This window comes from Streptomyces sp. NPDC029292, assembly GCF_055569295.1.
In genome coordinates this window covers 238,513-260,844 of sequence record NZ_JBVHXR010000014.1, presented here as the reverse complement: position 1 = coordinate 260,844, position 22,332 = coordinate 238,513, and the positions used below count along the sequence as shown (strand labels likewise).

Genomic DNA, 22,332 nt, shown 5'->3' with positions numbered 1-22,332 from the left:
GTCGTCACTCCCAGGTCCAGCCGATCCCCACGATCCCCGACCGCACCCGTGGCTCGACCAGGTGCACCGAGCGGTGGCGACCGCTCAGCGTCAGCTCCTGGCGGCCGCTGCGGGGGGCCGCCGCCGAGTGCTGGGTGAACCGGTGGCAGCGCACGGGCAACGCCTCCTCGGCGAACCGCACTTGGAGCGCGTACTGTCCGCCCGCGGAGCTGAACCGGCGTACGTACTCGCTGGACGGCCCGGCCGTGCCGTCCTCGAAGCCGTAGCGGAAGAGGAACGTATCGCCCGCGCGCAGCCGCGTGTCGAAGAGCAGCTCCGCCACCAGCACCCCGGTCTCGTGGTGCCGGCGCACCCGCCCCGTACGGCAGTTCTCCAGGGCGCGTACCGCCATCCGCTCCGGAGAACACCCCGGGTCGCCGTGGTGGATGGCCACATAGCGGTCCACCCCGTCCTTGTGGGCGCGCATTATGTGTTGCGATTCGCGGCCCAGCAGCTCGCGATGGGCGCCGATCCGTACGTGTTCGTGGTGGCCGAGGGTGTGCAGCCCGCCGTCGAGGGGGGACTCCAGCTCGGCCAGGAGCCGCTCCAGGACGCCGGAGGCCTCCACCAGGGAGCGGTACGAACGGCCCGCCGGCTGTTCCGCGTCGGAGCGCTCGTCGGCCTTGGCCAGCAGCCGGATCAGTGACTCGTCCGGGAGCTGGAGGATCTCCTCCAGGGCGCGGACGGCCCGCAGCGACTCGGGGCGCTGCGGGCGCCGGGCGCCCTGCTGCCAGTAACTCAGGCTCGTCACCCCGACCTTGACCCCGTACCGCGACAGATGGTGCTGTACGCGCTGCAGAGGCAACCCGCGGGCGGTGATCGCGGCGCGCAGCGCGACATGGAAGGGGCCGCCCCGCAGGGCCGTGTCCAGTTCCGCCGTGGCGACGTCCGCGTGCTGTGTGCCGTGCCGCATGCAGGGGGCCTTTCTGTGAATGTTCACTACGGCTGGTCAGGCCGTTCGTGTGGGTCGTCGGGGCCGCCAGGTCGGCACGCGGGGGGTGTTCACACGCGTGTGCCGCCGTTCACGGCCCCGAGTTCCCCCGCATTGAAGCGTGTTGACCAAGCCCCGACAACACTTGATGCTCAACATGTCCGCGCCCCGCCCGGCGGCCACCGGAGGTTCCTGGCCCGGCCCCTATCCCTCACGCCCCAGCAACTCCCTTATCGCCCGCGCCGAAAGCACCGACTTGTGGAGGAATCCGAGGGCGGAGCTGGCCGCGACGAGTTCCTGGAAGTCCTCCAGGGAGTGCGTCGAGATCAGGATCACGGCGGGCACACTGCCCGCGAGCCGCCGCGCCACGTCGAAGCCGTTCTCGCCGTCGAGGTCGATGTCGACCAGGGCGACGTCCGGGGTCAGTTCGAGGGCCCGCGCGATGGCCTCCGCGCCCGTCGAGGCGACACCGACGACCTGTACCCCGCCACGCTCCAGCAGGGTACGCGCGGCCTCCAGGAACCGGGCGCTGTCGTCGACGAGGAGACAGCGCATGGACATGCTGACAGCTTCCCAACGGGTGGACCGCCGCGCCTTGCAGCTAGCCGGAAAGTGCTGAAGTCCTGTGCCGGAACGGAAGGTTCGCGTGCACGCAGAGCAGCGGCGCGTCACGGCGGTAGCATGTCGATGCCCTGGGGTGGCCGTGTCCCGTCGGTCGGGTGGGGGTGCACGATGAAGGTGTTCCAACGGAAACCGAGGAAGACCGGGGCAGTCGGCGACGCCGGGAAGTCCCGGCCGCACCCCGAGCGGCGGCGGATCCCCGCCTGGTGGCCGTTCCCCGCGTGGCGGCCGCTTCTCGCCGGAGCGCTCTGCGCGGCCCTCCTCGTCGCGGGCTGCCGCGGGGGAGGCGACGACGGAAAGCGTTCCAAGGCGCGCGCGGACACCACGTGCGACGGAAAGCTCAAGGGCACCACGGACATCACCGTGTGGTTCCACGCGGGCCCGAGCGGAGAGCTCGACACGATGCGCCGCCAGGTCAAGGACTTCAACGCCGCGCAGAAGGCCGTACGGGTCGAACTGATCACGCTGCCCGAAGAGCGCCCGTACGCGGACCTGGTCGAATCCGCGGCCGCCAGCGGCGAACTGCCGGACCTCCTCGACTTCGACGGCCCGAACCTCTACAACTACGCCTGGTCGGGCAAACTGAAGCCGATCGACTCCTGCGTCCCCGACAGCGTGAAGAACGACCTGCTGCCCTCGATCCGCGAACAGGGCACCTACGAGGGCCGGCTGTGGGGCGTCGGCACCTTCGACTCCGGGCTCGGCCTGTACGTACGCCCCTCGGTTCTCAAGAAGGCGGGCATCCGGGTGCCGAGCGGCCCCGGTGATGCCTGGACGGCCACCGAGCTGACCGGCATCCTCCACAAGCTCAGGAAGCTGGGGTACGAGCGCCCGCTCGACCTGCGGCTCAACTACTCCGTCCCGGGCCAGGAGTGGAACACGTACGGCTTCGCGCCCGCCGTCTGGTCCGCGGGCGGCGATCTCATCGACCCCAGGACCCACCGCACGGCCGACGGCTTCCTGAACAGCCCCAAGTCCGTCAAAGCGCTCACCACGCTGCGGAGTTGGGCCCAAGAAGGGCTGGTCGACCCGGACAAGGACGACAAGGCCTTCACGAAGGGCCGCAGCCCGATCTCCTGGGTCGGGCACTGGGTGTACGGCGACTACACCAAGGCGTTCCCCGGCGACGTGAAGATCGTCCCGCTGCCCGACTTCGGCAGGGGCACGGTCACCGGCATGGGGTCCTGGCAGTGGGGTATTCCCGCGGGAGCCGCCGACGGCGACGCGGTCTGGCGCTTCCTCGCCTATCTGCTCAAGCCCGGCCAGATCCACCGTATGACGGTGGCGAACGGGGCGATCCCGGCGACGGACAGCGCCGTGAAGATCTCGCCGTCCTTCGCGAAGGGCGGCCCCGAGCACCTGTTCATCGAGCAGCTCAGGACCGTCGCGCGGCCCCGCTCGCAGACCCCCGCCTACCCCGCCGTGACCGTGGCCTTCTCCAAGGCCTTCGCGAAGATCGTCGTCGATGGCGCTCCGGTCGAGGCCACCCTGGACCAGGCGGTCCGCGAGATCGACAAGGATCTGGCCGACCACCACGGTTACCCGTCAGGCGGGCCATGAGGGCCGGCGGCCGGCGCCCCGGGCGCATGGCGGGCGCCCGCCCGCCGCTGATCGCGCGGCTGCGGGTGGGCACCAAGCTCATGCTGCTCGTCCTGCTGCCGGTCGCCGGACTGCTCGCCTTCACCGTCTTCTCGGCGCTGGCCCAGTGGCAGGAGGCGCACACCCTGAGGGACTTCAGAACCTCGACCCGGGTGTCCTTCGCGACGGCCGGGTTCTACGAGGCCGTCGCCCGCGAACGCCTCGGGGAGGTCCTCGCCGTGGCGGCCCCGGACCGGGCGGAGACGGCGGACGAGCGGGACGCGGCCAGGGCGGCCACCGACCGCGCCCTCACCGCCGCGGAGAGCGCCGCCTCCGGCCGCCAGGGACAGCCCGACGTCCCGGGCGTCCTCCGCTCCCTGAGCAGCCAACTCCACGCGGCCCGGCTGGAGTCGGACAGCGGCGCGCTCACCACACCGGAGATCGAACAGAGGTACGCGACGATCGCGACGTACCTGTTCGACACCATGCGCCGCCTCGACTCCAGCCGCCCCACACGTGCCTCGGGCCGCTCCGCCGACGCCTACCTGGCCATCCTGGGCGCCATCGAGGCCGCCGAGCGCGAACGCGTCGAGCTCGCCACCCTGCTCGCGGCGCCGCGCTCCGACGGCCGCAGCGCCCCCGCCAACCGCTGGCCCGCCCTGGAGACCGCCCAGCTCGACCTCTTCCGCCAGACCACCTCCGGGCCGCTGCGCGCCGACCTCTCCCGCGTACTCCTGCAGCCCGCGGGACGCACCGTGCGCGCGACCCGCGAAACCCTCACGGCCTCCGGGGGCGCGAAGAAACAACTCCCCTCCCTGGACCACTGGCTCACGGCCTCCACCGACCGGCTCGCCGCCCTGCGCGGCATCGCCCACGACGCGGCCGGTGAGCTCGACGCCGACGCCGACCACGGCCTGAGGACCGCCCACGACCAGGGCGAGCGCGAACTCGCCCTCTCCGTAGGGGTCCTTTTCGCCGTCACCGTCCTCGCCCTGGCCCTCCGCCGCTCCATCACCCGCCCGCTCACCGAGGTGTCCCAGGGCGCCAGGGCCCTCGCCGAAGGCGACCTGTCGTACGACGTCCACTACCGGGGACGCGACGAGATCGGCGTCGTCGCCGACACCTTCCGCGAACTCCATGTCACCAGCGAGCGGCTCGCCGCCGAGATCCGCACCATGAACACGGCGATCGACGACAACCGGCTCGGCCACCGCGCCGACGTCGCCGCGTTCGACGGGACCTGGGCACAGCTGCTGGGCGGCATGAACGACACCATGGCGTCCTTCGCCGCCGCGCACGGCAGACGCCGCGAGGCCGAACGGGAGCTGGCGAGCATCTTCAACCTCTCCCTCGACCTGCTGTGCATCTGCGGACTCGACGGCTACTTCAAGCGCGTCAACCCGGCCTTCGAGCGGACCCTGGGATTCCCCGCCGACGTGCTCCTCGCCAAGCCCTGGCTGGAGTTCGTCCACCCGGAGGACCGGGCACGCACGCGTGCCGTCCTCGACCGCCTGGCGAGCGGCATCGAGGTCGGCGAGTTCGAGAACCGCTACCTGCGCGACGACGGCACCGAGCGCTGGCTCCAGTGGAGCGCCCGACCGGTGACCGCGGAGGGCCTCATCTACGCCGCCGGGCGTGACGTCACCGAGAGCCGCCGCGCCGACCGGGAGCAGGCCGCGCTGCGCCGTGTCGCCACCCTCGTGGCCCGCGGTGTCCCGCCGCACCAGGTCTTCGCCAGCGTCGCGCACGAGGTGGGGCTGGTGCTGAGCACGGGTTCCGCGGCCGTCCTGCGCTACGAGGCCGACGGCGCCACCACGGTCCTCGGCTCGGCCTACGCGACCGCCGGGGAGGGCGCGGAGGCGGCCGCCGCGGTGGCCCGGACCAGCCGCGCGGCCCGCGCCGGACGCATGGTCGGCGCCCCGATCATCGTCGACGACCGGCTCTGGGGTGCCGTCGTCGCGGCCTCGTCGGGCCCCGAGCCGCTGCCCCCGGGCGCCGAGTCGCGGCTGGCCGACTTCACCGAGCTCGTCGCCACCGCCCTCGCCAACGCCGACAGCCGGGCCCAGCTCACCGCTTCCCGCGCGCGCGTGGTGGCCGCCGGGGACGCGTCCAGGCGCCGCATCGAGCGCGACCTGCACGACGGCGTCCAGCAGCGACTGGTCTCCCTCCAGCTGGACCTCCGGATGGCCGAGTCCATGATGGCGGACCAACCGGCCGACCTCGTCGCGCAGTTGGCGCACATCAGCAAGGGCCTGGACGACGCCTTCGAGGACCTGTTGCGGATCTCCCGCGGCATCCACCCGGCGATCCTCTCCCAGGGCGGCCTGGGCCCCGCCCTGCGAGCCCTGGCCCGCCGCTCCGCCGTCCCCGTGGAGCTGGATCTCCGGCTGCCCTCCGTGCGCCTTCCGGAACAGACCGAGGTCGCCGTCTACTACGTGACCTCCGAATGCCTCACCAACGCCGCCAAACACGCGCGTGCCACGGTCGTACAGGTCGAGGCGCGGACGTACGACGACGTCCTTGAGGTGTCCATCAGCGACGACGGCACCGGGGGTGCGCAACCGGGCGGCGGCTCGGGTCTCATCGGGCTCATCGACCGGGTCGAGGCGATCGGCGGCAAGCTCGGCATCAGCAGCCCGCCGGGGAGCGGCACGATGCTCACCGTACGACTACCGCTGGAGGAGGCGCCGGCGGACGGGTGAGGCCGCTCCAGGGGAGGCCCGCTCCGGAGAAGGCCGGCTCTGGACGCGCAGGGACTCCACCTCGTCCTCGTACCGGCGGACACGGACCGACCGCCGTCGTTTCTCGATCCGTGTCCGCCGCATCTCCCGCAGCCCTTCGGCCGTGTGACCGGCCGCCCCTCGCCCGGGGCGGCCGGTTCCGGGCATCCGCACTGGTTCGAGCATCGCCCCGGAAGGTCCCCGTGTCGTCACGGCCATCCCCCAATTCCGCTTCCGGCTAGCCGTAATCCACCAGTTCCGGGCAGGCTGTTGGGGCGCACCGCAGCACACCGCACTGTCGGGCAGGGGGAGCCGGGACCATGGACGCCCATCAGCAGCCCGCGCGGGGACGGGTCGTCCTCGCCGACGACGACGTCCTGCTCAGGGAGGGGCTCGCGAGCCTCTGCGAGCGCGTCGGCTACGAGGTGGCCGGGCAGGCCGGTGACGCCGTACGGCTCCTGGAGCTGGTCGCCGACGAGCACCCGGACCTGGCGATCATCGACATCAGGATGCCGCCCAACCACTCCACCGAGGGACTGAAGGCGGCCCGCACCATCCGCGAGCGCCACCCGGCCACCGGCATCCTGGTCCTGTCGGCGTACGTCGAGGTCGAGGACGCCCTGGAGCTGCTGGCCGGTGGCCGCAAGGTCGGTTACCTCCTCAAGAGCCGGGTCACGGTCGTGGACGACTTCATCGAATCGCTCCACCGGATCGGCAAGGGGGGCTCGGTCATCGACCCCTCCCTGGTACAGGAGCTGTTCTCGGCCCAGCGGCGTGACGACCCGCTGTCCTTCCTCAGCACCCGCGAGCGCGAGGTCCTCGCCCTGATGGCCGAGGGCCGCTCCAACGCGGGCATCGGCCGTCGGCTGTGGGTCACCGAGGGCACCGTCGAGAAACACGTCCGCAGCATCCTGGGCAAGCTCCACCTCCAGGAGGACACCGACGACCACCGTCGTGTCCTGGCGGTGCTGACGTTCCTGGAGTCGCGCTAGGTGTGCTGTCTTCAGCCGTGATTACATCCGGGTTTCCCTGCTCGGCCGGTCCCGCGGCGGGCTGAGCACCAAGAAGATGCCGCTGTGGGCGCCCGCCTCCCCTGGGAACCACCCGGGTTGTCCGGATGTGGCATGCCGCTCCTGGAGTAATGGCCGTGTGCCCTGACTGGCCGTGTCACGCTGTGGTCTCGAATGATCAGGGCGGTGTCAGGAGGCCGGGATGTACCGCTCACGTGAGGAGCTGTACCGGCGCAAGACCACCGCCGCGGCCGCCAACGCCCCGTTCACCCTGATCGGCATCGATCGCTGCCGGCTGAAGGTGGCCGAGACCGCACTTCAGGCCACCGGGCGCTCGTAATGGCAGGAGAGAACGAAGGGAAACAACCGGGGCATCCGCACCTTCCCGATCTGCACGTGCGGCTGCGTGCCGAGCTGGGCCGGATCGACGAGCAACTGCGCGGCCTGCTGGACACCATGGACCGACTGCAGGGCCTGCTCGATGCGGTGGTGGCCATCAGCCGGGAGGTGGAGCTGCCTGCCGTGCTGCACCGTATCGTGACCACGGCCATGGACCTGGTCGGCACCCGCTACGGGGCGCTGGGCGTACTCAGCGAGTCCGGAGAGCAGCTGGAACAGTTCATCGCCGTCGGTCTGTCCGAACAGGAACGCGCTGATCTGGCCGAGACCGACTTACCTCGCGGCCGGGGCGTCCTCGGGCACCTGATCCGCCACCCCGGACCCCTGCGGGTCGACAGCATCTCAACTCATCCGTCATCCGCCGGTTTCCCGCCCGGCCACCCGTACCTGCGTACCTTGCTCGGCGTCGCCATCAGCGTCCGCGGCGAGATCTACGGTGACCTGTACCTCTCCGAGCGGCGTGACGGACAGCCCTTCGACGTCCACGACGAGAACGTCGTCGTTGCCCTGGCCAGCGCCGCCGGCATCGCGATCGAAAACGTCCGCCTGTTTGAACGGGTTCGCATCGGAGCCGAACAGTTCCAACGGCTTCTGTTGCCGACGCTGCCCGACGTGCGGCCGTTCGCCGCCGCTGCCGTCTACCAGCCCGCTGCCGAGCCCAGTCAACTCGGCGGGGACTGGTACGACGCCGTCCCGCTGCCCGGCAACGTCGTGGCGGTCGTCATCGGTGACGTGGTCGGCCACGATCTGCAGGCCGCGGCCGCCATGGCCGCCACCCGGAACATGCTGCGCTCGTTGCTGTTCGACCGGGGCAATCCGCCCGGCGCGATCCTCTCCCAGCTCGACCGCACCCTGCAGGCCATCACAGACAATCCCGTCACCACGACTACCCTGGCGCGTTTCGAACCGGAGGGAGGGGGCTGGCGCCTCCACTGGAGCACCGCGGGCCATGTCCCACCCCTGCTGATCACTCCTGAGCACCGAGCGGAATTCCTGTTCGCCGAACCCGGGCTACCGCTCGGGGTCGACCCCGAGCAGCCCCGCCCCGACCACTCGCGCTTCCTGCCCCCGGACGCCACCGTGGTCTTCTTCACCGACGGGCTGATCGAACATCCCGACCACCCCATCGACGAGAGCATGAATCAGCTCGCCGATCTCGCCCTCGCGTATGCCGCCCTGCCCCTGCAAGAGTTCGTTCAGGCACTGGCCGATCACCACCCCAGCGACGGTCACGACGACATGGCCATCCTCGCCCTGCGCACCCCGCACGTCTGATCCCCGACGCCAGGCCGAGCCGAGTGCGCGGCGGTGACAGCGGCGCGTGACGACACCTCGCTCGGTGACCGAGGACCGAACGTTCAGTTCAACGGCGCCGTGGAGGATCCGGGAGATCCGACGGATGATGGACATCGGGGCGATGTCGATGCGGAGGTCGCCCGATGACTGGCGCACGGCATGCATGGATCCGGCGCGGTGGCTTGGCCGCCCTGGAGATCTGCGCCGTTGCCGCGCTGTATTACGGCTCCGCCAAGGTGGGGCTGCTGCAGCAGCTGGTGCGCGGCCAGGTGACCCCGCTATGGCCCCCCACCGGCATCGCGCTGGCGAGCCTGCTCCTCCGCGGCCCGCGAGTCTGGCCCGGAATCGCACTCGGCGCGCTCCTGGTCAACGCCTCGCTCGGGCCATCGATACCGGCCGTGCTCGCGATCGTCGCGGGAAACACCCTCGCGCCCGTCTGCTCGTACGTACTGCTCCGCCGTGCGGGGTTCCACAACGCACTGGACCGCCTGCGGGACGCGCTGGCACTGATCTTTCTCGGTGCGTTCACCGGAATGCTGGTCAGCGCGACGATAGGCAGCGGGACACTGCTACTCGCCGGTGTGCTGAGCGCCGGCGACTTCTGGCCGACGTGGTCGGTCTGGTGGACCGGCGACGCGATGGGTGTCTTGGTGGTCGCGCCGGTCCTGCTCGTTCTCCGCTCGGCACGCTGGCCGAAGCACGCTCCGCCGTCCCGTTGGGTGGAGGGACTGCTGCTTGTGGCAGCCACTGTCTGCGTCGGTTTCGTCGAGACCGACAGCACGTCCCTCATGTTCCTCGGCTTCCCGCTGTTGATCTGGGCGGCCTTCCGCTTCCAGCTGGCCGGTGCCGCGCCCTGCGCCTTGGCCGTGTCGACCTTTGCGATCATCGCCGCTGCCCAGAAATCAGGCGCGTTCGCCGGTCACGACCTGCTCACCAACATGATCACCCTGCAGGCGTTCAACGGTTCCGCCTCGCTGACCGCACTGGTGCTCGCGGCAGCCGTCAGCGAGCGCAACCAGACCCAGAAGGAGATCGCGCGAGCCTGCGGGCAGCTCGCCGAGATGGCGGCCAAGATCGCCGCCGGTGGCCACCACCACCCGACGCTCCCCGACAGCGACAGCGACAGCGACAGCGACAGCGACAGCGACAGCGACAGCGGCAGCGGCAGCGAACGGGCCCAGAACCCGGATTTGATCACGACTGAAGACAGGCCCTAGAACCGTCCCCGGAGTTCTGTCCACAGGCAGGCCGGGAGCCCGCCGCGCTGTCAGCCCTCGCCAGTAGGGTGTGTGACATGGCCGACCCCTCCAGCTACCGCCCCAAGCCGGGACAGATCCCGGACTCTCCCGGGGTGTACAAATTCCGCGACGAGCACCGCCGGGTGATCTACGTCGGAAAGGCGAAGAGCCTGCGCCAGCGCCTGGCCAGTTACTTCCAGGACCTGGCGAATCTTCACCCGCGCACCCGCACCATGGTCACCACGGCCGCGTCGGTGGAGTGGACGGTGGTGTCCACGGAGGTCGAGGCGCTTCAGCTCGAGTACTCCTGGATCAAGGAGTTCGACCCCCGGTTCAACGTCAAGTACCGCGACGACAAGAGCTATCCGTACCTCGCGGTGACGATGAACGAGGAGTTCCCGCGCGTGCAGGTGATGCGCGGCCACAAGCGCAAGGGCGTGCGCTACTTCGGTCCGTACGGGCACGCGTGGGCGATCCGCGACACCGTGGACCTGCTGCTGCGCGTCTTCCCCGTCCGCACCTGCTCCGCCGGCGTCTTCAAGAACGCGGCCCGCACCGGCCGCCCCTGCCTCCTCGGCTACATCGGCAAGTGCTCCGCCCCCTGCGTCGAGCGCGTCTCCGCCGAGGAACACCGCGAGCTGGCCGAGGAGTTCTGCGACTTCATGGCCGGCCGTACGGGGACGTACATCCGCCGCCTCGAGCAGCAGATGACGGACGCGGCCGAGGAGATGGAGTACGAGCGGGCGGCCCGTCTGCGCGACGACATCGAGGCCCTGAAGAAGGCCATGGAGAAGAACGCGGTCGTGCTCGCCGACGCGACCGACGCCGACCTGATCGCCGTCTCCGAGGACGAGCTGGAAGCGGCCGTGCAGATCTTCCACGTACGCGGCGGCCGGGTGCGCGGCCAGCGCGGCTGGGTCACCGACAAGGTCGAGGCCGTCACCACCGGTGACCTCGTCGAGCACGCGCTCCAGCAGCTCTACGGCGAGGAGAAGGGCGACTCCGTACCCAAGGAGGTGCTCGTCCCGGCGCTGCCCGACCCGGTGGAGCCCGTCCAGGAGTGGCTCACCGAGCGCCGCGGGTCGAACGTCTCGCTGCGCATCCCGCAGCGCGGCGACAAGAAGGCGCTCATGGAGACCGTGCAGCGCAACGCGCTCCAGGCGCTCGGCCTGCACAAGACCAAGCGCGCCTCCGACCTGACCACCCGCTCGCGCGCCCTGGAGGAGATCGCCGAGGCCCTCGACCTGGACAGCGCGCCCCTGCGGATCGAGTGCTACGACATCTCGCACCTCCAGGGCGACGACGTCGTGGCCTCCATGGTCGTCTTCGAGGACGGGCTCCAGCGCAAGAGCGAGTACCGCCGCTTCCAGATCAAGGGCTTCGAGGGCCAGGACGACGTCCGGTCCATGCACGAGGTGATCACCCGCCGCTTCAAGCGCTACATCGCCGAGAAGGAGAAGACCGGCGAGTGGGCGGACGGCGCGGACGGTGTGGACGGTCAGGAACTGAAGGACGAGGAAGGCCGCCCCAAGCGGTTCGCCTACCCGCCGCAGCTCGTCGTCGTCGACGGCGGCCAGCCGCAGGTCGCGGCCGCCAAGAAGGCCCTCGACGAGCTCGGCATCGACGACATCGCCGTGTGCGGCCTCGCCAAGCGCCTGGAGGAGGTGTGGCTGCCGGACGACGACGACCCGGTGGTCCTGCCCCGCACCAGCGAGGGCCTGTACCTGCTCCAGCGGGTCCGTGACGAGGCCCACCGCTTCGCGATCACCTACCAGCGCGCCAAGCGGGCCAAGCGCTTCAGGTCGAGCCCGCTGGACGACGTACCGGGCCTGGGCGAGACGCGCAAACAGGCACTGATCAAGTACTTCGGCTCGGTGAAAAAACTGCGATCCGCGTCAATCGACCAGATCTGCGAGGTTCCCGGCATAGGCCGCAAAACGGCCGAGACGGTCGCCGTGGCCCTCGCCCAGGCGGTCCCGGCCGCACCCGCCGTGAATACGGCGACTGGAGAGATCATGGGAGACGAGGAATACGGGGCGCCCGAAACGACGGCGGGTTCCCCAGAGGAGCCCGTGACCGCGGGCGCCTCGGACGAGCGACGGGGGCAGGAGACATGAGCGACAACGAACGACAAGAACACGCACTACAGACCGACAACGGCACACAGGGGAGTACGACGATGGAGACGGCCCAAGTGCCCGACGCCGCCATCCCCGAGCTGGTGATCATCTCCGGGATGTCCGGGGCCGGCCGGTCGACGGCCGCCAAGTGTCTGGAGGACCTCGGCTGGTTCGTCGTCGACAACCTGCCACCCGCGCTGATCCCCACCATGGTGGAGCTCGGCGCCCGCTCCCAGGGCAACGTGGCGAGGATCGCGGTCGTCGTCGACGTACGCGGCCGGCGTTTCTTCGACAACCTCCGCGAGTCGCTCGCCGACCTGGAGTCCAAGCACGTCACCCGGCGGATCGTCTTCCTGGAGTCCTCCGACGAGGCCCTGGTGCGCCGCTTCGAGTCCGTGCGCCGCCCGCACCCCCTCCAGGGCGACGGCCGCATCGTCGACGGCATCGACGCCGAGCGCGAGCTGCTGCGCGAGCTGCGCGGCGACGCCGACCTGGTGATCGACACCTCCAGCCTGAACGTGCACGAGCTGCGCGCCAAGATGGACGCCCAGTTCGCGGGCGAGGAGGAGCCCGAGCTGCGGGCCACCGTCATGTCCTTCGGCTTCAAGTACGGCCTCCCGGTCGACGCCGACCTGGTCGTGGACATGCGCTTCCTGCCCAACCCGCACTGGGTCCCGGAGCTGCGCCCCTTCACCGGTCTCAACGAGGAGGTCGCGGCGTACGTCTTCAACCAGCCCGGCGCCAAGGAGTTCCTCGACCGCTACGCCGAACTGCTCCAGCTCATCGCGGCCGGGTACCGGCGCGAGGGCAAGCGCTACGTGACCATCGCGGTCGGCTGCACCGGCGGCAAGCACCGCTCGGTCGCCACGTCGGAGAAGCTCGCCGCCCGGCTGGCCGCTGAGGGAGTGGAGACGGTCGTCGTCCACCGGGACATGGGCCGCGAATGACCGGACGTGCCGCACTGCGGCTGAGCAGGCTGCGCCGGGTGACCCCCGAAGGCAGCGGCGGCAAGCCCGTCGAGGCGCGCGGTGCCAAGCCGCGGCGCCGCGGCGCCCAGCCCAAGGTCGTCGCCCTCGGCGGCGGTATGGGCCTGTCCGCCTCGCTCGCCGCGCTGCGCCGGATCACCGGCGACCTCACCGCCGTCGTCACCGTGGCCGACGACGGCGGCTCCAGTGGGCGCCTGCGCGACGAGCTGGGCGTGCTCCCGCCCGGTGACTTGCGCAAGGCCCTTGCCGCGCTGTGCGGCGACGACGACTGGGGCCAGACCTGGGCCCGCGTCATCCAGCACCGCTTCCACTCCAAGGGCGACCTGCACGAGCACGCGGTCGGCAATTTGCTGATCGTCGCCCTGTGGGAGCAGCTCGGCGACCATGTCCAGGCCCTCGACCTGGTCGGCAAGCTGCTGGGCGCGCATGGCCGCGTGCTGCCCATGTCCGCCGTGCCCCTGGAGCTCCAGGCCCTGGTCAAGGGGCACGACCCGGACCGGCCCGACGAGGTGGTCACGGTCCGCGGCCAGGCCACCGTGGCGCTCACCCCCGGCGAAGTGCAGTCCGTGCACGTCGTGCCGCACGACCCGCCCGCCGTCCCCGAGGCCGTCGCGGCGGTCCTCGACGCGGACTGGGTGGTCATCGGCCCCGGCTCCTGGTTCTCCTCGGTGATCCCGCATCTCCTGGTGCCCGAACTGCTCGATGCCGTCATCCAGACGAAGGCGCGCCGGGTACTCTCCCTGAACCTCGCCCCGCAGCCCGGAGAAACCGAAGGCTTCTCCCCGCAGCGTCATTTGGAGGTTTTGGGACGACACGCCCCTAAACTCGCCCTGGACGTGGTGCTGGCCGACGAGGCCGCCGTGCCCGACCGCGACTCACTCACCGATGCCGCCAAGCGGTTCGGCGCCGCGGTCGAGCTGGCGCCGGTGGCCCGGACCGACGGATCTCCGCGGCACGACCCGGAGCTGTTGGCCGCCGCGTACGACCGTATTTTTCGGATGCATGGAAGGATCGGCCCATGGCGATGACGGCAGCGGTGAAGGACGAGATTTCCCGGCTTCCCGTCACCCGGACCTGCTGCAGAAAGGCGGAGGTCTCCGCCATTCTGCGGTTCGCGGGCGGCCTTCACCTGGTGAGCGGCCGGATCGTGATCGAGGCGGAGCTGGACACCGCGATGGCGGCGCGCCGTCTGAAGCGGGACATCCTGGAGATCTTCGGCCACAGCTCCGAACTGATCGTGATGGCGCCCGGCGGTCTGCGCCGCGGCTCCCGCTATGTCGTACGCGTTGTCGCGGGCGGTGACCAGCTGGCCCGCCAGACGGGGCTCGTCGACGGCCGTGGCCGCCCGATCCGCGGGCTGCCCCCGCAGGTGGTCTCGGGGGCCACCTGCGACGCCGAGGCGGCCTGGCGCGGGGCGTTCCTGGCGCACGGCTCGCTGACCGAGCCGGGCCGTTCGTCCTCTCTCGAGGTGACCTGCCCGGGCCCGGAGGCCGCGCTCGCGCTGGTCGGCGCCGCCCGCCGCCTGTCGATCGCCGCGAAGGCCCGCGAGGTGCGCGGCGTGGACCGCGTGGTCGTGCGGGACGGGGACGCCATCGGCGCGCTGCTCACCCGCCTCGGCGCCCATGAGTCGGTGCTGGCCTGGGAGGAGCGGCGGATGCGCCGCGAGGTCCGCGCCACGGCGAACCGTCTCGCCAACTTCGACGACGCCAACCTGCGCCGCTCGGCCCGTGCCGCCGTCGCCGCCGGAGCCCGGGTGCAGCGCGCCCTGGAGATCCTCGCCGACGAGGTGCCGGAGCACCTCGCGGCCGCCGGACGGCTGCGCATGGAGCACAAGCAGGCCTCCCTGGAGGAGCTGGGCGCGCTCGCCGACCCGCCGCTGACCAAGGACGCCGTGGCCGGCCGTATCCGCCGACTGCTGGCGATGGCCGACAAGCGGGCCCAGGATCTCGGCATCCCGGGTACGGAGTCCAACCTCACCGAGGAGATGGCCGACAACCTCGCGGGGTGACTCTCGACAGCTCAAGTTCTCAACACGCCGGTGCCGACGCCCACTTGGGGCGACGGCACCGGCGTTTGCCTGCCTGTGAGGCGCCCTTGACTTGACCATGAAGTGTCATGAGCCTGGCATCTGTTCGCTGCTGTGGCGGACCAGTGCAAGGGGGGCTCATGAGACGAAGAGCGAGAGCGATCCTCGCTACCGGCGCGCTCCTGCTGGGCGGTGCGGGCATGGCGCCCATCGCCCAGGCGCAGAATGGCAGTTCACCCAAGCCCGACGCGAACGCCGTGAAGGTGTTCCGCGCCGAGGTCACGAAGCAGCAGATACCCCTGCTGCTCGCGGCCGGGCAGGACGGCCATGAACTCGGCGACGCGACCTGGAAGAACGGCAAGAGCACCGTCGAGGTCTACGTCACCGACCAGCAGGCCAAGAAGCTGGAGAAGCAGGGCGTGGAGCTCACCGAGCACACGCTCTCCGCCAAGGCCGAGGACCGCGTCACGGACGCGGCCCAGGGCGTGTTCCGCCCGTACAGCGGAAAGGGCAATCTCCAGGAGGAGATCCTCAAGACCGGCCAGGAGCACCCCGACCTCACCAAGGTCGTCTCCATCGGGAAGACGGTCAACGGCCAGGACATCCTGGCGCTCAAACTGACCAAGGGCGCCAAGAAGACCGAGGACGGCGCCAAGCCGTCGGTGCTGTACATGTCCAACCAGCACGCCCGCGAGTGGATCACGCCCGAGATGACGCGGCGTCTGATGCACTACTACTTGGACAACTACGCGACGAACAAGCGCATCAAGAAGATCGTCGACTCCACCGAGCTGTGGTTCGTCCTGTCGGCCAACCCCGACGGCTACGACTACACGTTCAAGGACGCGGTCACGCGCCAGTGGCGCAAGAACCTGCGGGACGTGAACGGCGACGGCGTCATCACCACCGGCGACGGCGTCGACCTCAACCGCAACTTCGCCTACAAGTGGGGCTACGACGACGAGGGTTCGTCCCCGAACCCCACCAGCGAGACCTACCGCGGCGCGAGCCCCAGCTCCGAGCCCGAGACCAAGGCCCTCGACGCCTTCGAGAAGCGCATCGGCTTCACGTACGGCATCAACTACCACTCCGCCGCCGAACTGCTCCTCTACGGAGTGGGCTGGCAGGTGGCGACGCCGACCCCGGACGACGTGCTCTACAAGTCGCTCGCCGGAACCCCCGAGAACTCGGCGATCCCGGGCTACCACCCGCAGGTCTCCTCGGAGCTCTACACCACCAACGGCGAGGCGGACGGCCACGCGGGCAACGTCAACGGCATGGCGATGTTCACCCCGGAGATGTCGACCTGCCAGACCGCGTCGGACATCGACCCGAACGACGCCTGGAACGCCGCCGACTGCGCCTCCATCTTCACGTTCCCGGACGATGAGAAGCTGATCGAGCAGGAGTTCGAGAAGAACATCCCGTTCGCGCTCTCCGTCGCCGAGACCGCCGGCCACCCCGACCAGCCGTCCTCCTCGGTCGGCATCGACGCGCCCGACTTCACCCCGGCCACCTTCTCGACGTCGTACTCGCGCGGCGCCGACCAGGAGGTCTCCGTCGTCGCCCGCAGGTCCGTACGCGACAAGGAGCTCAAGTACCGCGTCAACGGCGGCCGTACGGAGGACATGGCACTCAAGGCCTGGCAGGGCGGCGAGACCTACGGCGGCACGGACAACCTCTACTTCGACGAGTACCGCGCCAAGGTCCAGGACGGCGACCCGGGCGACAAGGTCGAGGTCTGGTTCACCGGCGAGACCAAGGCCGGAAAGCCGACCTCCAGCACACACTTCACGTACACCGTGGCCGAGCGGCCGAAGGCCGACACCCTGGTGGTCGCCGAGGAGGGCGCGACCGCCACACAGGCGCAGAGTTACGTCGACGCGCTGAAGGCCAACGGCAAGAAGCCCCTCGTCTGGGACGTCGCGACCCTGGGCGCACCGGACGCGCTCGGCGTGCTCGACCACTTCAAGACGGTCGTCCACTACACGGGTGCCGTACGGCCGGGCAACGCCACCCAGCTCCAGCTGCGCGCCTTCCTCAACCAGGGCGGCAAGCTGGTCGAGGCGGGCGAGCTGGCCGGCGGCAGTGTCGACCTCGGCGGCGGCACTCTTTCGAATGACTTCAGTCAGTACTATCTGGGCGCCTACTCCCGTACGTCCACTCCGGGGGCCACGGGCTTCACCGGCTCCGGGGCGCTCACCGGCGTCACGGGGGCGCTCGGCGACGCGCCCGGCAACCCGCTGAACGCGGCGGGCACCTACGGCGTCACCTCGGAGACGCTGGCCGCCGCGCAGTACCCGCAGTTCGCGTCGAGCGCGGGAGCGGGCCAGTTCGCCGGGACCGTCAACCCGTACGGGCCCTACGCGGGCTCGTCCATGGCCGCCGCGGTGCACACCGACGACGCCTACAAGCGCCTCACCCGCACCATCGACCTCACCGGTGTCAGCGCGGCCGACACGCCGACGCTCCGGTCCCGGCTCCTGTGGGACACCGAGCCCGGCTACGACCACGCGGTTCTGGAGGTCCACACGACCGGGGCCGACGACTGGACGACGCTCCCGGAGGCGGGCGGGGCCACCAGCACCACCGTCCCCACGGAGTGCGAGGCCGCGTTCCTCGTCAACGAGCACCCCTGGCTCAAGCACTACCTGACCGTGAGCTCGACCGGCTGCGCCAATACCGGCACCAGCGGCTCGTGGAACAGCTTCACGGGCGCCTCCAACGGCTGGCAGCAGGTCAACTTCGACCTGAGCGCGTACGCCGGTAAGTCGATAGAGGTCTCGCTGAGCTACATCACCGACCCGAGCAGCGGCGGCCACGGCGTCCTCGCCGACGACGCCTCGCTCGTCGTCGGCGGCACGGCCACCCAGACGGAGGGCTTCGAGGCGTCTCTCGGCGCCTGGAGCGTCCCCGGACCGCCCGCGGGCAGCCCGGCCGTCCTCAAGGACTGGGCGCGCTACGGAGAGCTCTTCAAGACATACGGGGCGGTCACCACGGGCGACACCGTGCTGCTGGGCTTCGGCCTGGAGCACGTCACCGCGGCGGCCGACCGCACGGCACTGATCGGGAAGGCACTCGCGACGCTGCGCGGCTGACTCTGCGTGACGATCGCGTGAACATGCAGGGCGGTCCGTACCCCTACTGGTGGGTACGGATCGCCCTGCCGTGTATGGCCCCTCTCGATGTCACCTCGGGAGCCTCAGGGAGGTAGGGTCGTAGGCGGTCGGGGACATCCCATACAACTCGCCGGCGTCTGAGTCGGCGTACCTAACGAGGAGATCGGTTCGTGACGATCCGCGTAGGCATCAACGGCTTTGGCCGCATCGGTCGTAACTACTTCCGCGCGCTGCTGGAGCAGGGTGCTGACATCGAGATCGTGGCTGTCAACGACCTGGGTGACACCGCGACCACCGCTCACCTGCTCAAGTACGACACCATCCTGGGCCGCCTCAAGGCCGAGGTGTCGCACACCGCCGACACGATCACCGTCGACGGCCACACCATCAAGGTCCTGTCCGAGCGCAACCCCGCCGACATCCCGTGGGGCGACCTCGGCGTCGACATCGTCATCGAGTCGACCGGCATCTTCACCAAGAAGGCCGACGCCGAGAAGCACATCGCCGGCGGCGCCAAGAAGGTCCTCATCTCGGCTCCGGCCAAGGACGAGGACATCACCATCGTGATGGGCGTCAACCAGGACAAGTACGAGCCGGCGAACCACCACGTCATCTCGAACGCCTCCTGCACCACCAACTGTGTGGCGCCGATGGCCAAGGTTCTCGACGAGAACTTCGGCATCGTCAAGGGCCTGATGACGACGGTCCACGCGTACACGAACGACCAGCGCATCCTGGACTTCCCGCACTCGGACCTGCGCCGCGCCCGCGCCGCCGCCGAGAACATCATCCCGACCACGACGGGTGCCGCCAAGGCCACCGCCCTGGTCCTCCCGCAGCTCAAGGGCAAGCTGGACGGCATCGCCATGCGCGTCCCGGTCCCGACCGGTTCGGCCACCGACCTGGTCGTGACGCTGCAGCGCGAGGTCACCAAGGACGAGGTCAACGCCGCGTTCAAGAAGGCCGCCGAGGACGGCGACCTCAAGGGCTACCTGGCGTACACCGAGGACCCGATCGTCTCCTCGGACATCGTCAGCGACCCGGCCTCCTGCACCTTCGACTCCTCCCTGACCATGGTCCAGGAGGGCAACTCGGTGAAGATCCTCGGCTGGTACGACAACGAGTGGGGCTACTCCAACCGCCTCGTCGACCTCACGGTCTTCGTCGGCGGCCAGCTCTAAGTCCCAGAGCAGGCACCTCGATGTGAGCCAGGGCTCGGGCAGCGCAAAGCCGCGCTGTCCGGGCCCTGTGCTACGTACTGATCGATCAGCCCTCTCGGATCTGAAGAGCCTTCCCTAGGAGTCCCTTTATGAAGACGATCGACGAACTTCTCGCCGAAGGCGTGGACGGCAAGCGGGTCTTCGTCCGCGCCGACCTGAACGTTCCGCTGGCCGACGGCCTCATCACCGACGACGGCCGCATCCGCGCCGTCCTGCCGACCGTCAAGGCCCTCGCCGACGCGGGCGCCAAGGTGGTCGTCGCCTCGCACCTGGGCCGCCCCAAGGGCGCCCCGGACCCGGCCTTCTCGCTGCTGCCCGCCGCCGAGCGGCTCGCCGAACTCCTCGGCGCCCCCGTGGCGTTCGCGCAGGACACCGTCGGCCCCGCCGCCCACGACGCCGTGAACGGCCTCCAGCCCGGCCAGGTCGCGGTCATCGAGAACCTGCGCTTCAATGCCGGCGAGACGTCCAAGGACGACACCGAGCGCGGCGCGTTCGCCGACCAGCTCGCGGCCCTGGCCGATGTCTACGTAGGCGACGGTTTCGGCGCCGTGCACCGCAAGCACGCCTCCGTGTACGACCTCCCGGCGCGCCTTCCGCACTACGCGGGCTACCTCATCGCCACCGAGGTCGGCGTCCTGAAGAAGCTCACCGAGGACGTGAAGCGCCCGTACGTGGTCGCGCTCGGCGGCGCCAAGGTCTCCGACAAGCTCGCCGTCATCGACCAGCTGCTCGGCAAGGCCGACCGTCTCCTCATCGGCGGCGGCATGGCGTACACCTTCCTCAAGGCCCAGGGCCACGAGGTCGGCATCTCCCTCCTCCAGGAGGACCAGGTTCCGGCCGTCAAGGAGTACATCCAGCGCGCCGAGAAGAACGGCGTCGAGCTGGTCCTCCCCGTCGACGTCCTGGTCGCCCATGAGTTCCCGGACCTGAAGACCAAGGCCCCCGCCCACCCCACCACCGTCGCCGCGGACGCCATCCCGGCCGACCAGGAGGGTCTCGACATCGGTCCTGAGACCCGCAAGCTGTACGCCTCGAAGCTCGCCGACGCGGCCACCGTCTTCTGGAACGGCCCGATGGGCGTCTTCGAGCACCCCGACTACGCCGAGGGCACCAAGGCGGTCGCCCAGGCCCTCCTCGACTCCCCGGCCTTCACGGTCGTCGGCGGTGGCGACTCCGCCGCGGCCGTCCGCATCCTGGGCTTCGACGAGACGGCATTCGGCCACATCTCGACCGGCGGCGGCGCCTCCCTCGAATACCTCGAGGGCAAGACGCTCCCCGGCCTCGCCGCACTGGAGGACTGACCTTAATGAGCACGCGCACGCCGCTGATGGCGGGCAACTGGAAGATGAACCTCAACCACCTCGAGGCCATCGCGCACGTCCAGAAGCTTGCCTTCGCCCTCGCGGACAAGGACTACGAGGCCTGTGAGGTCGCCGTCCTGCCGCCCTTCACCGACCTGCGCTCCGTGCAGACCCTGGTCGACGGCGACAAGCTCAAGATCAAGTACGGCGCCCAGGACGTCTCGGCACATGACTCCGGCGCGTACACCGGCGAGATCTCCGGCCCGATGCTGTCCAAGCTCAAGTGCACGTACGTGGCGATCGGGCACTCCGAGCGCCGCCAGTACCACGCCGAGACCGACGAGATCGTCAACGCCAAGGTCAAGGCCGCCTACAAGCACGGCCTGACCCCGATCCTGTGCGTCGGCGAGGAGCTCGAGGTCCGCGATGCGGGCAACCACGTCACCCACACGCTCTCCCAGGTCGACGGCGGTCTCAAGGACGTCCCGGCCGAGCAGGCCGAGTCCATCGTGATCGCCTACGAGCCGGTCTGGGCGATCGGAACGGGCAAGGTCTGCGGCTCCGACGACGCCCAGGAGGTCTGCGGGGCGATCCGCGGGCGCCTCGCCGAGCTGTACTCCCGGGAGCTGGCCGACAAGGTCCGCATCCAGTACGGCGGCTCGGTGAAGTCCGGGAACGTCGCCGAGATCATGGCGAAGCCCGACATCGACGGCGCCCTGGTCGGCGGTGCCTCGCTGGACGCCGACGAGTTCGTCAAGATCGTCCGCTTCCGCGACCAGTGAGTATGCGGTAGCGGCGATCCGTCGTACCCTTGCGGGGGTCTAGTGGGTACTCACTGGACCCCCGTCGTCGATCCAGATCCGAGGAAGTTGGTCCAGCCGTGGTTATGGGGTTCTCGATCGCCCTGATCGTCTTCAGCCTGCTGCTGATGCTGCTGGTGCTGATGCACAAGGGGAAGGGCGGCGGCCTCTCCGACATGTTCGGTGGTGGCATGCAGTCGTCCGTCGGCGGCTCCTCGGTCGCCGAGCGCAACCTGGACCGCATCACCGTGGTGCTCGGTCTGCTCTGGTTCGCGTGCATTGTCGTACTCGGCATCCTGATGAAGGTCAACAACTGATCACCGGCTGACATCGGTACGGCCGCACAACTGCACATTAAGCAAGCACATTCCACACGTAAGGCCCCATGTCCGGTACGCGCCCGCAAGCGCGGCCTATCATGGGGCTTGCGTCTAGGGGCGGGGGTGTAACTCCAATCACTGGACGCGCGTTGGGCCTTACGTAGACTGAGGCGCTCGCAGCGAAGCGTCACGCCGACTCGCTTCGCGGCACCATCACGCAGGGAGTTACGACCGTGGCAAGTGGCAACGCGATCCGAGGAAGCCGGGTCGGGGCGGGGCCGATGGGCGAGGCCGAGCGCGGCGAGTCCGCGCCGCGGCTGCGCATCTCCTTCTGGTGCTCCAACGGGCACGAGACGCAGCCCAGCTTCGCCAGCGACGCGCAGGTTCCCGACACCTGGGACTGCCCGCGCTGCGGCTTTCCCGCTGGACAGGACCGGGACAACCCGCCGGACCCGCCGCGCACCGAACCGTACAAGACGCACCTTGCGTACGTACGGGAGCGGCGCAGCGACGCGGACGGCGAGGCGATCCTCGCCGAGGCGCTCGCCAAACTGCGGGGCGAGATCTAGGAGTTGAGAACCGGCCGGGCACCTGTGGGCGCCTGGCCG

The 22,332-nt window shown here is 70.0% G+C and carries 18 protein-coding genes; 16 read left to right on the top strand and 2 right to left on the bottom strand.

Going from position 1 to position 22,332, the window contains the following annotated elements:
* Positions 1 to 4 precede the first annotated feature (4 nt).
* Together ACZ4WS_RS29060 and ACZ4WS_RS29055 are read right to left on the bottom strand one after the other, a co-directional pair.
* Positions 5 to 952, bottom strand: coding sequence for a hypothetical protein (locus ACZ4WS_RS29060; RefSeq protein ID WP_467984948.1), 948 nt, complete (start codon positions 950 to 952; stop codon positions 5 to 7).
* Between the two features lie 222 nt (positions 953 to 1,174).
* Positions 1,175 to 1,531, bottom strand: coding sequence for a response regulator (locus ACZ4WS_RS29055; RefSeq protein WP_467984946.1), 357 nt, complete (start codon positions 1,529 to 1,531; stop codon positions 1,175 to 1,177).
* Positions 1,532 to 1,702: 171 nt separating this feature from the next.
* Between ACZ4WS_RS29055 and ACZ4WS_RS29050 the strand changes: the two genes are divergently transcribed.
* From ACZ4WS_RS29050 to ACZ4WS_RS28975, 16 genes are all read left to right on the top strand, one after another.
* A complete protein-coding gene (locus ACZ4WS_RS29050; protein WP_467984944.1) occupies positions 1,703 to 3,151 on the top strand; it encodes an ABC transporter substrate-binding protein in 1,449 nt (482 codons plus the stop codon).
* The gene (locus ACZ4WS_RS29045; RefSeq protein ID WP_467984942.1) at positions 3,148 to 5,871 is read left to right on the top strand and encodes a PAS domain S-box protein; all 2,724 of its coding nucleotides are present in this window, start codon (positions 3,148 to 3,150) and stop codon (positions 5,869 to 5,871) included. Before ACZ4WS_RS29050 ends, ACZ4WS_RS29045 begins: the two co-directional genes overlap by 4 nt.
* 338 nt (positions 5,872 to 6,209) lie before the next feature.
* On the top strand, positions 6,210 to 6,881 hold the full coding sequence (locus ACZ4WS_RS29040; protein ID WP_467984940.1) for a response regulator: 672 nt from the start codon (positions 6,210 to 6,212) through the stop codon (positions 6,879 to 6,881).
* Between the two features lie 220 nt (positions 6,882 to 7,101).
* Entirely contained in the window at positions 7,102 to 7,239 is a 138-nt protein-coding gene (locus ACZ4WS_RS29035) for a hypothetical protein (RefSeq protein WP_467984938.1), read from the top strand.
* A complete protein-coding gene (locus tag ACZ4WS_RS29030) occupies positions 7,239 to 8,573 on the top strand; it encodes a SpoIIE family protein phosphatase (protein ID WP_467984936.1) in 1,335 nt (444 codons plus the stop codon). Before ACZ4WS_RS29035 ends, ACZ4WS_RS29030 begins: the two co-directional genes overlap by 1 nt.
* A gap of 164 nt (positions 8,574 to 8,737) precedes the next feature.
* On the top strand, positions 8,738 to 9,811 hold the full coding sequence (locus ACZ4WS_RS29025; protein WP_467984934.1) for an MASE1 domain-containing protein: 1,074 nt from the start codon (positions 8,738 to 8,740) through the stop codon (positions 9,809 to 9,811).
* A 77-nt stretch (positions 9,812 to 9,888) separates the two neighbouring features.
* Positions 9,889 to 11,949: an excinuclease ABC subunit UvrC gene (gene uvrC, locus ACZ4WS_RS29020; RefSeq protein ID WP_467984931.1), complete on the top strand. Its 2,061-nt coding sequence runs from the start codon at positions 9,889 to 9,891 to the stop codon at positions 11,947 to 11,949.
* A 62-nt stretch (positions 11,950 to 12,011) separates the two neighbouring features.
* Positions 12,012 to 12,899, top strand: a complete 888-nt coding sequence (gene rapZ / locus ACZ4WS_RS29015) for an RNase adapter RapZ (protein ID WP_467985005.1) — start codon at positions 12,012 to 12,014, stop codon at positions 12,897 to 12,899.
* Complete coding sequence (locus ACZ4WS_RS29010; protein ID WP_467984929.1) at positions 12,896 to 13,966, top strand: gluconeogenesis factor YvcK family protein; 1,071 nt, start codon at positions 12,896 to 12,898, stop codon at positions 13,964 to 13,966. The genes rapZ and ACZ4WS_RS29010 overlap by 4 nt, the downstream gene beginning before the upstream one ends.
* A complete protein-coding gene (gene whiA, locus ACZ4WS_RS29005) occupies positions 13,957 to 14,946 on the top strand; it encodes a DNA-binding protein WhiA (protein WP_010987695.1) in 990 nt (329 codons plus the stop codon). The genes ACZ4WS_RS29010 and whiA overlap by 10 nt, the downstream gene beginning before the upstream one ends.
* A gap of 158 nt (positions 14,947 to 15,104) precedes the next feature.
* The gene (locus tag ACZ4WS_RS29000) at positions 15,105 to 18,062 is read left to right on the top strand and encodes a M14 family metallopeptidase (protein ID WP_467984927.1); all 2,958 of its coding nucleotides are present in this window, start codon (positions 15,105 to 15,107) and stop codon (positions 18,060 to 18,062) included.
* Positions 18,063 to 18,253: 191 nt separating this feature from the next.
* Positions 18,254 to 19,264: a type I glyceraldehyde-3-phosphate dehydrogenase gene (gene gap, locus ACZ4WS_RS28995; RefSeq protein ID WP_467984925.1), complete on the top strand. Its 1,011-nt coding sequence runs from the start codon at positions 18,254 to 18,256 to the stop codon at positions 19,262 to 19,264.
* Positions 19,265 to 19,392: 128 nt separating this feature from the next.
* Positions 19,393 to 20,604, top strand: coding sequence for a phosphoglycerate kinase (locus tag ACZ4WS_RS28990; RefSeq protein ID WP_467984923.1), 1,212 nt, complete (start codon positions 19,393 to 19,395; stop codon positions 20,602 to 20,604).
* A 5-nt stretch (positions 20,605 to 20,609) separates the two neighbouring features.
* Positions 20,610 to 21,386, top strand: coding sequence for a triose-phosphate isomerase (gene tpiA, locus ACZ4WS_RS28985; protein WP_467984921.1), 777 nt, complete (start codon positions 20,610 to 20,612; stop codon positions 21,384 to 21,386).
* Between the two features lie 104 nt (positions 21,387 to 21,490).
* A complete protein-coding gene (secG, locus tag ACZ4WS_RS28980; RefSeq protein ID WP_055529234.1) occupies positions 21,491 to 21,721 on the top strand; it encodes a preprotein translocase subunit SecG in 231 nt (76 codons plus the stop codon).
* Positions 21,722 to 21,957: 236 nt separating this feature from the next.
* Complete coding sequence (locus ACZ4WS_RS28975; protein ID WP_003957010.1) at positions 21,958 to 22,293, top strand: RNA polymerase-binding protein RbpA; 336 nt, start codon at positions 21,958 to 21,960, stop codon at positions 22,291 to 22,293.
* Positions 22,294 to 22,332: the final 39 nt, after the last annotated feature.

Coding starts and splice junctions, on each gene's coding strand:
- ACZ4WS_RS29060 (WP_467984948.1), bottom strand. CDS start 952: ATGCGGCACGGCACACAGCACGCGGACGTCGCCACGGCGGAACTGGAC.
- ACZ4WS_RS29055 (WP_467984946.1), bottom strand. CDS start 1,531: ATGTCCATGCGCTGTCTCCTCGTCGACGACAGCGCCCGGTTCCTGGAG.
- ACZ4WS_RS29050 (WP_467984944.1), top strand. CDS start 1,703: ATGAAGGTGTTCCAACGGAAACCGAGGAAGACCGGGGCAGTCGGCGAC.
- ACZ4WS_RS29045 (WP_467984942.1), top strand. CDS start 3,148: ATGAGGGCCGGCGGCCGGCGCCCCGGGCGCATGGCGGGCGCCCGCCCG.
- ACZ4WS_RS29040 (WP_467984940.1), top strand. CDS start 6,210: ATGGACGCCCATCAGCAGCCCGCGCGGGGACGGGTCGTCCTCGCCGAC.
- ACZ4WS_RS29035 (WP_467984938.1), top strand. CDS start 7,102: ATGTACCGCTCACGTGAGGAGCTGTACCGGCGCAAGACCACCGCCGCG.
- ACZ4WS_RS29030 (WP_467984936.1), top strand. CDS start 7,239: ATGGCAGGAGAGAACGAAGGGAAACAACCGGGGCATCCGCACCTTCCC.
- ACZ4WS_RS29025 (WP_467984934.1), top strand. CDS start 8,738: ATGACTGGCGCACGGCATGCATGGATCCGGCGCGGTGGCTTGGCCGCC.
- uvrC (WP_467984931.1), top strand. CDS start 9,889: ATGGCCGACCCCTCCAGCTACCGCCCCAAGCCGGGACAGATCCCGGAC.
- rapZ (WP_467985005.1), top strand. CDS start 12,012: ATGGAGACGGCCCAAGTGCCCGACGCCGCCATCCCCGAGCTGGTGATC.
- ACZ4WS_RS29010 (WP_467984929.1), top strand. CDS start 12,896: ATGACCGGACGTGCCGCACTGCGGCTGAGCAGGCTGCGCCGGGTGACC.
- whiA (WP_010987695.1), top strand. CDS start 13,957: ATGGCGATGACGGCAGCGGTGAAGGACGAGATTTCCCGGCTTCCCGTC.
- ACZ4WS_RS29000 (WP_467984927.1), top strand. CDS start 15,105: ATGAGACGAAGAGCGAGAGCGATCCTCGCTACCGGCGCGCTCCTGCTG.
- ACZ4WS_RS28990 (WP_467984923.1), top strand. CDS start 19,393: ATGAAGACGATCGACGAACTTCTCGCCGAAGGCGTGGACGGCAAGCGG.
- tpiA (WP_467984921.1), top strand. CDS start 20,610: ATGAGCACGCGCACGCCGCTGATGGCGGGCAACTGGAAGATGAACCTC.
- secG (WP_055529234.1), top strand. CDS start 21,491: ATGGGGTTCTCGATCGCCCTGATCGTCTTCAGCCTGCTGCTGATGCTG.